The sequence below is a fragment of the Cellulomonas gilvus ATCC 13127 genome (assembly GCF_000218545.1).
GTDB lineage: Bacteria > Actinomycetota > Actinomycetes > Actinomycetales > Cellulomonadaceae > Cellulomonas > Cellulomonas gilvus.
Genome location: NC_015671.1, coordinates 1,771,337 through 1,783,910, shown reverse-complemented (window position 1 = coordinate 1,783,910; position 12,574 = coordinate 1,771,337). Strand labels below are relative to the sequence as shown.

Annotated in this window: 10 protein-coding genes; 4 read left to right on the top strand and 6 right to left on the bottom strand. The window is 71.8% G+C overall.

Translation table 11 applies throughout. From position 1 onward, the window contains the following. Positions 1 to 44: 44 nt before the first annotated feature. Positions 45 to 572, top strand: a complete 528-nt coding sequence (locus tag CELGI_RS08255) for an OsmC family protein (RefSeq protein ID WP_013883666.1) — start codon at positions 45 to 47, stop codon at positions 570 to 572. A gap of 105 nt (positions 573 to 677) precedes the next feature. Here CELGI_RS08255 and uvrA read toward each other — a convergent pair whose 3' ends face one another. Next, positions 678 to 3,539 carry an excinuclease ABC subunit UvrA gene (gene uvrA, locus CELGI_RS08250; protein ID WP_245528074.1) on the bottom strand — a complete coding sequence of 954 codons (2,862 nt, stop codon included), beginning with the start codon at positions 3,537 to 3,539 and terminating at the stop codon, positions 678 to 680. A gap of 133 nt (positions 3,540 to 3,672) precedes the next feature. On the opposite strand from uvrA, the gene CELGI_RS08245 reads away from it, so the two are divergent. Both CELGI_RS08245 and CELGI_RS08240 read left to right on the top strand, forming a co-directional pair. Next, positions 3,673 to 5,511: a glycoside hydrolase family 15 protein gene (locus CELGI_RS08245; RefSeq protein ID WP_013883664.1), complete on the top strand. Its 1,839-nt coding sequence runs from the start codon at positions 3,673 to 3,675 to the stop codon at positions 5,509 to 5,511. Further along, positions 5,508 to 6,221, top strand: coding sequence for an MBL fold metallo-hydrolase (locus tag CELGI_RS08240; RefSeq protein WP_013883663.1), 714 nt, complete (start codon positions 5,508 to 5,510; stop codon positions 6,219 to 6,221). The genes CELGI_RS08245 and CELGI_RS08240 overlap by 4 nt, the downstream gene beginning before the upstream one ends. A 25-nt stretch (positions 6,222 to 6,246) precedes the next feature. Here CELGI_RS08240 and CELGI_RS08235 read toward each other — a convergent pair whose 3' ends face one another. Both CELGI_RS08235 and CELGI_RS08230 read right to left on the bottom strand, forming a co-directional pair. After that, positions 6,247 to 7,401, bottom strand: coding sequence for an acyl-CoA dehydrogenase family protein (locus tag CELGI_RS08235; RefSeq protein WP_013883662.1), 1,155 nt, complete (start codon positions 7,399 to 7,401; stop codon positions 6,247 to 6,249). A 38-nt stretch (positions 7,402 to 7,439) separates the two neighbouring features. Beyond that, positions 7,440 to 8,258, bottom strand: coding sequence for an aldo/keto reductase (locus tag CELGI_RS08230; protein ID WP_013883661.1), 819 nt, complete (start codon positions 8,256 to 8,258; stop codon positions 7,440 to 7,442). 78 nt (positions 8,259 to 8,336) lie between these two features. Here CELGI_RS08230 and CELGI_RS08225 point away from each other — a divergent pair, with 78 nt between their 5' ends. Continuing rightward, on the top strand, positions 8,337 to 8,621 hold the full coding sequence (locus tag CELGI_RS08225; RefSeq protein ID WP_013883660.1) for a YciI family protein: 285 nt from the start codon (positions 8,337 to 8,339) through the stop codon (positions 8,619 to 8,621). Between the two features lie 76 nt (positions 8,622 to 8,697). On the opposite strand, the gene CELGI_RS08220 is transcribed toward CELGI_RS08225, so the two are convergent. The 3 genes from CELGI_RS08220 to uvrB form a co-directional block, all read right to left on the bottom strand. Beyond that, on the bottom strand, positions 8,698 to 9,693 hold the full coding sequence (locus CELGI_RS08220) for a TerC family protein (protein WP_013883659.1): 996 nt from the start codon (positions 9,691 to 9,693) through the stop codon (positions 8,698 to 8,700). A gap of 192 nt (positions 9,694 to 9,885) precedes the next feature. Continuing rightward, positions 9,886 to 10,314, bottom strand: a complete 429-nt coding sequence (locus tag CELGI_RS08215; protein ID WP_013883658.1) for a VOC family protein — start codon at positions 10,312 to 10,314, stop codon at positions 9,886 to 9,888. Between the two features lie 75 nt (positions 10,315 to 10,389). Next, a complete protein-coding gene (uvrB, locus tag CELGI_RS08210; RefSeq protein ID WP_013883657.1) occupies positions 10,390 to 12,492 on the bottom strand; it encodes an excinuclease ABC subunit UvrB in 2,103 nt (700 codons plus the stop codon). Positions 12,493 to 12,574 lie beyond the last annotated feature (82 nt).

Below are 12,574 nucleotides of genomic sequence, written 5' to 3'. Positions count from 1 at the left end.
GCGCGTGCGCGGACAGCGAGACCCCGCACCACTAGCGTGGGTGCATGGCGCAGCTGCTGCACTCCTACTCGGTCGACCTGACGTGGACGGGGGCCGGCTCGGCGGGTACGACGACGTACACGTCCTACGGCCGCAACCACGAGCTCACCTCGGGCGACAAGCTCCCCCTGCCGGGCACCTCCGACCCGGGCTTCCGCGGCGACCCCGCCCGCTGGTCGCCCGAGGACCTCCTGGTCGGTGCCCTCGCGCAGTGCCACATGCTGTGGTTCCTGCACCTGGCGGCCACCGCCGGCGTGGTCGTCGTCGGTTACAGCGACTCCGCGTCCGGGACCATGCGCATCGAGTCGGCCGGGCACGGGCAGTTCACCGAGGTGGTGCTGCGGCCGCGCGTCACGGTCCGCACCCGCACGCTCCCGGACGGCCGCGCGCTCGACGACCAGGTCCTGGCCGACCTGCACCACCGCGCGCACGAGCACTGCTTCATCGCGCGCTCGGTCAACTTCACCATCCGGCACGAGCCCGTGCCGGTCGCGTTCGAGCACGTCGGCTCGTCCGCTGAGCCGTCGGTCTGACCGCCCGCCACCTCGCCCGCCTGACGCGAGCGCCAGACGCCTGACGCGAGCCGGCCGAGCGGTGCACGCATGCCGCCGGCCGGCTCGGGGGCAGCGGCGGAGGCCTCAGGCCGACGCCTGCTGGCGCTCCGGTTCGAGCACCTCCGCGATGAACCGCCCGGTGTGGCTCGCGGCGACGGTCGCGACGTGCTCCGGCGTGCCCTCGGCGACCACCAGCCCGCCCCCTGAGCCACCCTCCGGGCCCATGTCGATCACCCAGTCGGCGTTCTTGATGACGTCCAGGTTGTGCTCGATCACGATGACCGTGTTGCCCTTGTCGACGAGCGACTGCAGCACGCCGAGCAGCTTGCGGATGTCCTCGAAGTGCAGACCCGTGGTCGGCTCGTCGAGCACGTACGCGGTGCGGCCGCTCGACCGACGCTGCAGCTCGGCCGCGAGCTTGACGCGCTGGGCCTCGCCACCGGACAGCGTCGGTGCGGGCTGGCCGAGCCGGACGTAGCCGAGCCCGACGTCGACGAGCGTGGTCAGGTGTCGGCTGATCGCGGGGACGGCCGCGAAGAACTCGGCCGCCTCCTCGATGGGCATGTTGAGCACGTCCGCGACGGTCTTGCCCTTGAAGTGCACCTCGAGCGTCTCGCGGTTGTAGCGCGCGCCGTGGCACACCTCGCACGGCACGTAGACGTCCGGCAGGAAGTTCATCTCGATCTTCAGCGTGCCGTCACCCGAGCACGCCTCGCAGCGGCCGCCCTTGACGTTGAACGAGAAGCGACCCGGCGTGTAGCCGCGGACCTTCGCCTCGGTCGTCTCGGCGAACAGGCGTCGGACGTGGTCCCAGACACCCGTGTACGTCGCCGGGTTCGACCGCGGCGTCCGGCCGATGGGGCCCTGGTCCACGTGCACGACCTTGTCCAGCTGGTCGAGCCCGGTCACGCGCTTGTGCCGGCCGGCCACCTGACGCGCGCCGTTCAGCTCGTTCGCCATGACCGTGTACAGGATCGAGTTCACCAACGTGGACTTGCCCGAGCCGGAGACGCCCGTCACGGCGGTCAGCACGCCGATCGGGAACGACACGTCGATGCCGCGCAGGTTGTGCTCGCGCGCACCCTTCACGGTGACCTGCCGCTTGGGGTCGACCGGGCGGCGTGCTGCCGGCATCGGGATCTGGCGACGTCCGGACAGGTAGGCGCCCGTGACCGACTCGGCCGACGCGAGCAGCCCCGCGAGGTCGCCCGAGTGGACCACGTGCCCGCCGTGCTCACCCGCTCCGGGGCCGATGTCGACGATCCAGTCCGCGGTGCGGATCGTGTCCTCGTCGTGCTCGACGACGATCAGCGTGTTGCCGAGGTCCCGCAGCCGCGTGAGCGTGTCGATCAGACGGCGGTTGTCGCGCTGGTGCAGCCCGATCGACGGCTCGTCGAGCACGTAGAGCACGCCCACCAGACCGGACCCGATCTGCGTCGCGAGCCGGATCCGCTGCGCCTCGCCACCGGAGAGCGTCGCCGCCGGCCGCGTCAGCGACAGGTAGTCCAGTCCCACGTCGAGCAGGAAGCCCAGGCGCGCCTGGATCTCCTTGAGCACCTGCGCGGCGATCTGCTGCTCGCGCACCCCGAGCTCGAGCCCGTCGAGGAACGCGCGCGCCTGGTTGATCGGCAGGTCACACACCTCGGCGATCGAGCGGCCGCCGACCTTGACCGCGAGCACCTCGGGCTTGAGGCGCGCACCGCGGCACACGGGGCACGGCACCTCGCGCATGTACGCCTCGTACTTCTCCTTGCTCCACTCCGAGTCGGTCTCGTTGTGACGCCGCTCGAGGAACGTCACAGCGCCCTCGAAGCCCGTCGAGTACTGCCGCTCACGGCCCCAGCGGTTCTTGTACCGGACGTGCACCTCGTGGTTGCGCCCGTACAGCACCGCGTCCCGCGCCCGCTGCGGCAGCGCGCGCCACGGCACGCTCGTCGAGAAGCCCATCTCCTGCGCGAGCGCCGCGAGCACGCGCGCGAAGTAGTCCGACGAGATCTGCGCCCACGGCGCGATCGCGCCCTCGTCCAGCGAGAGGTCCTCGTCGGGGACCACGAGGTCCGGGTCCACCTCGAGGCGCGAGCCGATCCCGGTGCACTCGGGGCACGCGCCGTAGGGCGCGTTGAACGAGAACGTCCGGGGCTCGATCTCGTCGAGCGTGAGCACGTGGTCGTTGGGGCACGCGCGGTGCTCGGAGAACCGGCGCTCCTTGGCGGGGTCGTCGATGTCCAGGTCGACCATGTCCACCACGAGGAGCCCACCGGCGAGCCCCAGCGCCGTCTCGACCGAGTCGGTCAGGCGTCGCTGCACGCCCTCACGGGCCACCAGCCGGTCCACGACGACCTCGATGTCGTGCTTGAGCTTCTTCTCGAGCGTGGGCGGAGACGCGAGCTGGACGACCTCGCCGTCGACCCGTGCGCGCGCGAAGCCCTTGCCCTGCAGCTCGGCGAACAGGTCCGCGTACTCACCCTTGCGCCCGCGCACCACGGGCGCGAGCACCTGGTACCGCGTGCCCTCCGGCAGCTCGAGCAGCCGGTCGACGATCTGCTGCGGGGTCTGGGCGGTGACGCGCTCACCGCACTCCGGGCAGTGCTGCGTGCCCGCACGTGCGAACAGCAGGCGCAGGTAGTCGTACACCTCGGTGATCGTGCCGACCGTCGAGCGCGGGTTCCGGTTGGTCGACTTCTGGTCGATCGAGACCGCGGGCGACAGACCCTCGATGAAGTCGACGTCAGGCTTGTCCATCTGCCCGAGGAACTGCCGGGCGTACGCCGAGAGCGACTCGACGTAGCGCCGCTGGCCCTCCGCGAAGATCGTGTCGAAGGCCAGCGACGACTTCCCCGAGCCGGACAAGCCGGTGAAGACGATGAGGCCGTCCCTCGGCAGATCGAGGTCGACGTTACGGAGGTTGTGCTCGCGGGCGCCCTGCACCACCAGACGGTCGTTCACGTCGGGGAGTCTACGGTTCGGCACCGACATTCGCACACTCGTTCGACGTGACCTGGGCCTCGGCCGCCCGCCCGGACCCGCGCGTGCGCGCCGACGTGCTGGTCAGCGTCGCCCGGGCCATGCTGGACGGGCCATGACGAACGATGCCGCCGCTCCCCCGTCCGCAGCGCCGATCTCGGAGTACGCCGTGCTGGGCGACGGCCGCACCGCGGCCCTCGTCTCGCTCAGGGGTTCGGTCGACTGGCTGTGCCTCCCCCACTTCGACGCTCCCGCATGCTTCGCGGCGCTCGTCGGGACGCGCGAGCACGGGCACTGGCTGCTCACGGTGCCCGACGCGACCGAGGTCACGCGCCGCTACGTCGACGACTCGTTCGTCCTCGAGACCACGTACGTGTCGCCCACAGGCACCGCGGTCGTGACCGAGACCATGCCGCTCGCGGACGGCCGCGCCGACCTGGTCCGCCGCATCACGTGCACGAGCGGACGCGTCGAGGTGCGCCACGAATGGGTCGTGCGCTTCGGCTACGGCGCGGTGCAGCCGTGGGTGATGCGCGTCGACGACCACGGCGAAGAGGCGATCCGCGCCGTCGCCGGCCCGGACTCGGTCCTGCTGCGCGGCTCGCGGCTGCCCCGCGCGAGCGACCACCACCACGTCGACGAGTTCGTCCTGCACGAGCAGGAGAGCGTCGACCTCTCGCTCACGTGGATCCCGTCCTGGGCGCCCGTCCCGCCCGTGCTCACGGTGCTCGGGCGCATCGACTCGACGCGGATCGCGTGGGGGTTGTGGGCGCGCGACGCCACGTATCAGGGTCCGCACCGCGAGGCCGTGGTGCGCTCGCTCCTGGTGCTGCGGCTCCTCACCGACTTCGAGACGGGCGGGATCGCTGCCGCGGTCACCACGTCGCTGCCCGAGGACTTCGGCGGCGAACGGAACTGGGACTACCGCTACTGCTGGCTCCGGGATGCGGCGCTGACCATCGAGGCACTGCTCGAGCAGGGCTTCCGGGACGAGACGCGCCAGTGGCGCGACTGGCTGCTGCGGGCTGTCGCGGGCGACCCGGGCGACCTGCAGATCATGTACCGCCTCGACGGCGGCCGTGACCTGCCCGAGCGCACGCTGGACCACCTGCCGGGCTACGCGGGGTCCCGTCCGGTGCGGATCGGCAACGCCGCGGTCGGCCAGGTCCAGAACGACGTCCTGGGCGAGGTCATGTGCGCGCTCGAGGCGGCGCGGGACGCCGGCCTCGCGGAGACGCGCGACTCGTGGTCGCTGCAGTGCCACCTTCTGGAGGAGCTGCTGCGGAGCTGGCACCTGCCCGACCGTGGCATCTGGGAGGTCCGCGGCGAGCCGCGGCACTTCGTGCACTCGAAGATGATGGCGTGGGCCGCGGTCGACCGTGCCGTGCGCGCCGTCGAGGTGCACGGGCTGCCGGGCCCGGTCGAGCGGTGGCGCGCCGCGCGCGACGAGATCCACGCCGACGTCCTCGAGCACGGCTGGGACCCGGGACGCGGCACGTTCACCCAGTCGTACGGCAGCGCGCACACCGACGCCGCGCTGCTGCAGATGGTGCAGATCGGCTTCCTCCCGCCCGACGACGCCCGCGTGCTCGCCACCGTCCGGACGATCCGCGAGGAGCTGGAGATCGCTCCGGGACTGCTGCTGCGCTACCGCACGGACCGCACGGACGACGGCCTGGCCGGTACCGAGAACGCGTTCCTGGCGTGCTCGTTCTGGCTCGCGGACGCACTCGCCCGGACGCGTCAGGTCGAGGAGGCCGGCGCGGTGCTGGACGTGGCGGTCGGCCTCGCGAACGACGTCGGCCTCCTGGCCGAGCAGTACGACCCCGTGGGGGGCCGCATGGCCGGCAACGTCCCCCAGGCGCTCTCCCACCTGGCTCTGGTGCGCGCCGCGCACAGCCATGCGCAGGCGCATGCGGTCGCGGCCGCGCAGACCAGCGGGAGCGCACGATGACCCCGGACCGGCCGGCCGACGGGTACGACGGCCACGTGGAGCCCGGAGGCCCGACCGCCGTCCGCGTGCTGGACGAGGTCGTGCTCCGCAAGGTCTCGGTGGGCCCGCTCGACAACAACGCGTACCTGGTCACGTGCCGACGTGACGGCGCGCAGCTGCTGGTCGACGCCGCGGCCGACGCCGACCGCCTGCTCGCCCTGGTCCGCGAGGGCAACGGCGCGGCGCGGCTCGACACGGTCGTCACCACGCACCGGCACGGCGACCACCTGGGCGCGCTGCGGTCGGTCGTCGCCGTCACGGGTGCGCACGTCGCGGCGGGCGCCGACGACGCCGACGCGGTGGCTGCGGCCGCCGACGTCCCGGTCACGCGCCGGCTGCACGCGGGCGACCTGCTCGTCGTCGGCCACGTGACGCTCGAGGTGGTCGCGCTGCGCGGCCACACCCCCGGCTCGGTGGCGCTCGTCTACCGCGAGCCGGAGCACGCGGCGCACCCGGGGCGCGCGCACGTGCTCACGGGTGACTCGCTGTTCCCCGGGGGCGTGGGCAAGACGCACGGTCCCGACGACTTCGCGCGGCTGTGGCACGACGTCGTCACGCACCTGTTCGACCGGTTCGACGACGACACGTGGATCTACCCGGGCCACGGTGACGACACGACACTCGGGACCGAGCGGCCGCACCTGGCCGCGTGGCGCGCCCGCGGGTGGTGACCGCCGCGGGTGAGCCTCAGCTCCGTCAGTCCGGCGGGCCCAGGAGCGAGGCCGCCACGGTCGCGTGCGCCGACTCGTCGTCGGACGGGTGGAAGATGCCGGCGAGCACGTCCCGGTACAGCCGTCCGAGCTCGTTGCCCGTGAAGTAGCTGCCGCCGCCCGACGCGCGCAGCGCGAGCTCGACCACCTGCCGCGCGGACTCGGTCGCGCGGACCTTGAGCCCGACGAGCTGCGCGAACCAGCGGGCACCGTGGTCGGCCCGCTCGTCGACGTCGCGGGCGAGCGCGAACACCTGGAGCTCGGCACCGTCCTGCAGGAGCCCCGCGTCCGCGATCCGCCAGCGGATGTCGGGGTCCTGCGCGTACGCGCGCCCGTCGTTCTTGAACGAGGTCTGACGACGCGCGCTCGCGACCGCGAGCTCCACCGCGCGGCGCCCGATCCCCGTGTACACCGCGCCGAGCAGCACCTCGAACACCGCGAACAGCGCGAAGATGAACGGGTCCGCCGACGGCCCCGGCGGCAGCCTGCGGTACACGTGCTCCGGCGCCGCGTACGCGCCGTCCAGCACCGTGGTCGCGGACTGCGTGGCGCGCATGCCGAGCGTGTCCCAGTCGTCCTTCGTCGTCACGCCGGCGCGTCCGACGACGGCGTGCACCAGCCGGGGACCGTCCGGGTCGTCCTCGTCCAGGCCGAACGTCGCCAGGCGCGTCCACACCGGTGACAGCGACGTGAAGATCTTGGTCCCCGTGAACCGGTAGCCGCCGTCCGGCTGACGCTCGGCCCGGGTGCGCGACCCGAACATCACCAGGTCGTTGCCCGCCTCGGAGTTGCCGAACGCGAACACCTCGCCCGCGGCCGCGTCGCGCAGCACGAACTCGACCGAGTCGTCGCCCCGGCCGACGAGCAGCGCCGCGAGCCCCGTGACCACCAGGTGCATGTTCACGGCGAGCGCGGTCGCGGGCGCGGCGGCCGCGAGTCGTACCTGCTCGCGGCTCACCTCCTCGAGCGTGAGGCCCGCACCGCCGAGTCGCTCCGGGACGAACGCCTGGAGGTACCCCGCCGCGGCCAGGTCCGCGAGGTCCTCGTGCGGGAACGTGTTGTCCCGGTCGTGGCCCGCGGCACGTGCGTGCACGCGCTCGAGCAGCTCGTCGGTCAGGAGGGTCCGCAGCTCGCGCGGCATGGTGCTCGCTCTCTCGTGGGGGTCGTGCGGGGGATCGGTCAGGCGACCAGGTCGGGGTGCGAACCCGTGCGCTCGTCGCGGTCGAGGTCCGCGATGCGCGCGTGGTCGTCGTCGGACAGCTCGAACCCGGCCAGGTCCCGGTTCTGGCGGATGCGTGCCGGCGTGACCGACTTCGGGATGACGGCCACGTTGAGGTCCAGGTGCCAGCGCAGCACCACCTGTGCCGGGCTGACGCCGTGCGACCGGGCGATGTCGCCGATGACCGGGTCGGTCAGCACGGCACCGCGTCCGAGCGGCGACCAGGCCTGCGTGATGATGCCGAGCTCGGCGTGCAGCGCACGCAGCTCACGCTGCTGCAGGTACGGGTGGAGCTCCACCTGGTTGACCACGGGCACCTCACCCGAGTCGTCGACGATGCGCGCGATGTGCGCGGGCTGGAAGTTCGACACGCCCACCGAACGCACACGCCCCTCGTCACGCAGCTGGATCAGCGTGCGCCACGTCGATGCGTACAGGTCCCGCGACGGCACCGGCCAGTGGATCAGGTACAGATCGGGTGCGCCCAGACCGAGCCGTTCGACCGACTGCTCGAACGCGGCCCGCGCGGCGTCCGGGCCGTGCGCGTCGTTCCACAGCTTGGTCGTGACGAACACGTCGTCCCGGTCCAGGCCGCTGTCCCGCACCGCACGGCCGACCCCGCGCTCGTTGCCGTAGAGCGTCGCGGTGTCGACCAGGCGGTAGCCCGCCTCGAGCGCGGTCGCGACCGCGGGTCCGGCGGCCTCGTCCGCCACCTTGTAGACGCCGAAGCCGACGGCGGGCATCCGCATCCCGTCGGAGAGGGTGAGGGTCGTGGTCACCGGACCACTGTGCCACCCGCCGCGCGCACGCGCCGCCAGGTGCCCCGCGGGCGCCGCGACCTGCGGCAGGATGGCGCCATGCCCACCTACGCCGTCCGCTACACGTACGACGAGCGCGCGGAGGTCCGTGACCGCGTGCGGCCCGAGCACCGCGCCTACCTCGCCGGCCTGGCCGACGCGGGCGCCCTGCGCGGCTCCGGGCCCTTCCCGGACGGTCCCCCTGGGGCGCTCCTCGTGTTCGAGGTCGCCGACGAGGCCGCACTCCGGCGCCTGCTCGACGACGACCCGTTCGCCCGCGAAGGCCTCGTCGCCGCGACCGAGATCCGCCGCTGGGACGTCGTGATCGGGCCCTGGTCGGCCTGAGCCTGCCCGGCGGCGCCGATCGGCGGCCGTAGGCCGGGGGCCCGCGCGGCATCCGGCGCCGCGCGGGCTCGGCGGCTCAGTCCGTCAGGACGGGCGTCTTGTCCTCGCGGCGGGTCTTGACCAGGCTCGCGACCGTGGCGACCGCCAGCGTGCCCAGGATCACCGTCAGCGACAGCCAGATCGGGATCTCGGGCGCCCACTCGACGTGCTCTCCGCCGTTGATGAACGCGACCTCGTTGGTGTGCAGCGCGTGCAGCACCAGCTTGATGCCGATGAAGCCCAGGATGACCGCGAGGCCCTGCGACAGGTAGACCAGGCGCTCGAGGAGCCCGCCGATGAGGAAGTACAGCTGACGCAGGCCCAGGAGCGCGAACGCGTTGGCGGTGAACACGATGTACGGCTCCTCGGTCAGGCCGTAGATCGCGGGGATCGAGTCGAGCGCGAACAGGATGTCGGTCGAGCCGATCGCGACCATCACCAGGAGCATGGGCGTCAGGACGCGGCGTCCGTCGATGCGGACCGACAGACGGTCGCCGTGGTACTCGTCGGTGGTCGGCAGCGCGCGCCGCACCCAGCGCACCAGGAGGCCGTTGCCGGCGTTCTCGTCGGGCTCGGTCGCGTGCTCGCGGGCCAGGCTCCACCCGGTGTAGACGAGGTACGCGCCGAACACGTAGAACACCCAGGACCACTGCTCGATCGCCGCCGCGCCGACCAGGATGAACACCGTCCGCAGCACCAGGGCGATCGCGACGCCGACCAGGAGCACCTTCTGCTGGTACGCCCTCGGGACCGCGAACCTCGTCATGATGATGAGGAACACGAACAGGTTGTCGACCGACAGGCTCTTCTCGGTCACGTACCCCGCGAAGTACTCCGTGCCGAGGTCCCACCCGGCGGCGATGCCGACGCCGATGCCGAACACCACCGCGAGAGCGATGTAGACCGCCGACCACCAGGCCGACTCGCGGAACGTGGGCTCGTGCGGCGTGCGCACGTGAGCGAAGAAGTCGAAGAAGATCAGACCGACGATGACGACGCCGGTGAGGATCCAGACGGGCAGCGAGACGTCCACAGACAGACCTCCGGTACGGGTGATGACGCGGTACCGAAGGTCTCCCCCGCCTGACGTGTCAGGCAGACCGCACCGGGTCCCGGATGGCCGGGATCCGTGATGACGACACGGTCGCTTGTGGGGTACTCCCCTTCAACGTCGACAATGCTAAGGCATCCCTGTGCACATGTCGCCGTGGCAGCCACGCAACGCCTACTGGAGGCAGAACTCGTTGCCCTCCGGGTCCTGCATCGTGACCCAGAACGAGCCGAGCTCGTCCTTCTCGTACAGCCGCCGGGCCCCGAGCGCCTCGAGCTCGGTGGCGCGCGCACGCACCGCGTCGGGCCGCTCCGGCCGCGGCACGCCCGCGCCCACGTTCACGTCGAGGTGGACCCGGTTCTTGCCGGCCTTCTCCTCGGGCACCTTCTGGAACCACAGCCGCGGACCCACGCCGTCGGGGTCGACCACCGCGTAGGCGGTGTCACGCTGGTCGAGCGGCACGCCCATCGCGTCGAGCGCCTCGTCCCACGACGTGTACGGCGGCGGCGGGGCGTCCTCGACATAGCCCAGCGCCTCGGCCCAGAACGCCCCGAGCGTCGGCGGGTGGGCGGCGTCGAACGTCACCTGGATGCGGATCGCCATGTGGTGCTCCTCCTCGTCGTCCCGCGGCCTCGACGACCGAGACCGCCACCCGGGCCCCCGCCCGGGGGCGCGCCCTCAGGCCGTGGCGGCCTGCATGCCGCGCAGCTCCTTCTTGAGGCCGGAGATCTCGTCGCGCAGCCGGGCCGCGAGCTCGAACTGCAGCTCGCCGGCCGCAGCGTGCATCTGCTCGGTCAGGTCCTGGATGAGCGACGCGAGCTCGCCCGCGGCCGCACCCGTCAGGCGGGTCCGGTCGTCGTGCGCGACCCGCGAGCCGAAGCCCGGCACGGGCGCCTTGCCGCGGCTCGTCTGCCGGCCGCCACCGCCCAGCAGCTCTGCGGTGTCGGCGTCCTCACGCGCCAGCAGATCGGTGATGTCGCCGATCTTCTTGCGCAGCGGCGTCGGGTCGATGCCGTTCGCCAGGTTGTACGCCACCTGTCGCTCGCGGCGACGCGTGGTCTCGTCGATCGCCAGGCGCATGGCCGGCGTCATCTTGTCGGCGTACATGTGCACCTGGCCGGACACGTTGCGGGCCGCGCGACCGATGGTCTGGATGAGCGACTTGCCCGAGCGCAGGAACCCCTCCTTGTCCGCGTCGAGGATCGCCACCAGGGACACCTCCGGCAGGTCGAGGCCCTCACGCAGCAGGTTGATGCCCACGAGCACGTCGTACTCGCCGAGCCGCAGCTCCCGCAGCAGCTCGACGCGTCGCAACGTGTCGACCTCGGAGTGCAGGTAGCGGACGCGCACGCCCTTCTCGAGGAAGTAGTCGGTGAGGTCCTCGGCCATCTTCTTGGTCAACGTCGTCACCAGGACGCGCTCGTCCTTCTCGACGCGTTCGCGGATCTCGCCCAGGAGGTCGTCGATCTGGCCCTTGGTCGGCTTCACGACGACCTCGGGGTCGACGAGCCCCGTGGGCCGGATGATCTGCTCGACCACCCCGTCGGCCATCGACAGCTCGTAGTCGCCCGGCGTCGCCGACAGGTACACGGTCTGGCCGATCCGGTCGACGAACTCCTCCCAGCGCAGCGGCCGGTTGTCGACCGCGCTCGGCAGGCGGAAGCCGTGCTCCACGAGCGAGCGCTTGCGCGACATGTCGCCCTCGAACATCGCACCGATCTGCGGCACGGTCACGTGCGACTCGTCGATCACCAGGAGGAAGTCCTCCGGGAAGTAGTCGAGCAGCGTGTTCGGCGCCGAGCCCGCCGTGCGCCCGTCGATGTGCCGCGAGTAGTTCTCGATGCCCGAGCACGAGCCGACCTGGCGCATCATCTCGATGTCGTACGTGGTCCGCATGCGCAGCCGCTGCGCCTCGAGCAGCTTGCCCTGCTTCTCCAGGTCGGCGAGGCGTGCCTCGAGCTCGGCCTCGATGCCCCCGATCGCGCGCTCCATGCGCTCGGGTCCCGCGACGTAGTGCGTCGCCGGGAAGATCATCATCTGCTCCTCGGCGCGCACCACGTCACCCGTCAACGGGTGCAGCGTGGCGATCGCCTCGATCTCGTCGCCGAAGAACTCGATCCGGATCGCGAGCTCCTCGTACTTCGGGATGATCTCGACCGTGTCGCCGCGCACCCGGAACGTGCCGCGGGTGAACGCCAGGTCGTTGCGCGTGTACTGCATCTGCACGAACCGCCGCAGCAGCTGGTCCCGGTCCACCTGGTCGCCCACGTGCAGCGTGACCATCCGGTCCACGTACTCCTGGGGCGTGCCGAGGCCGTAGATGCACGAGACCGACGCCACCACCACGACGTCCCGCCGCGTCAGCAGCGACGACGTCGCGGAGTGCCGCAGCCGCTCCACCTCGTCGTTGATGGACGAGTCCTTCTCGATGTAGGTGTCCGTCTGCGCGATGTACGCCTCGGGCTGGTAGTAGTCGTAGTACGACACGAAGTACTCGACCGCGTTGTTGGGCAGGAGCTCGCGGAACTCGGTCGCGAGCTGTGCCGCCAGCGTCTTGTTGGGCGCCATGACGAGCGTCGGGCGCTGCACCTGCTCGATGAGCCACGCGGTGGTCGCGGACTTGCCCGTCCCCGTCGCTCCGAGCAGCACGACGTCCTTCTCACCCGCGTTGAGCCGCTGGGCGAGCTCGGCGATGGCGGCCGGCTGGTCCCCCGACGGCGTGTACTCGGACACGACCTCGAACGGGGCGACGGTGCGCTGCAGATCGGTCACGGGACGCATGGGGACACCGTACGACGCACCACTGACACACCGCCGGGGAGGCGCCGACCACGGCCGGTCGGCGCCTCCCCGGGGAACCGGT

Excerpts from the sequence above, each read along its gene's own strand:
- CELGI_RS08240 (WP_013883663.1), top strand. The coding sequence starts at position 5,508 with ATGACCCCGGACCGGCCGGCCGACGGGTACGACGGCCACGTGGAGCCC.
- uvrB (WP_013883657.1), bottom strand. The coding sequence starts at position 12,492 with ATGCGTCCCGTGACCGATCTGCAGCGCACCGTCGCCCCGTTCGAGGTC.
- CELGI_RS08235 (WP_013883662.1), bottom strand. The coding sequence starts at position 7,401 with ATGCCGCGCGAGCTGCGGACCCTCCTGACCGACGAGCTGCTCGAGCGC.
- CELGI_RS08225 (WP_013883660.1), top strand. The coding sequence starts at position 8,337 with ATGCCCACCTACGCCGTCCGCTACACGTACGACGAGCGCGCGGAGGTC.
- CELGI_RS08245 (WP_013883664.1), top strand. The coding sequence starts at position 3,673 with ATGACGAACGATGCCGCCGCTCCCCCGTCCGCAGCGCCGATCTCGGAG.
- CELGI_RS08215 (WP_013883658.1), bottom strand. The coding sequence starts at position 10,314 with ATGGCGATCCGCATCCAGGTGACGTTCGACGCCGCCCACCCGCCGACG.
- CELGI_RS08255 (WP_013883666.1), top strand. The coding sequence starts at position 45 with ATGGCGCAGCTGCTGCACTCCTACTCGGTCGACCTGACGTGGACGGGG.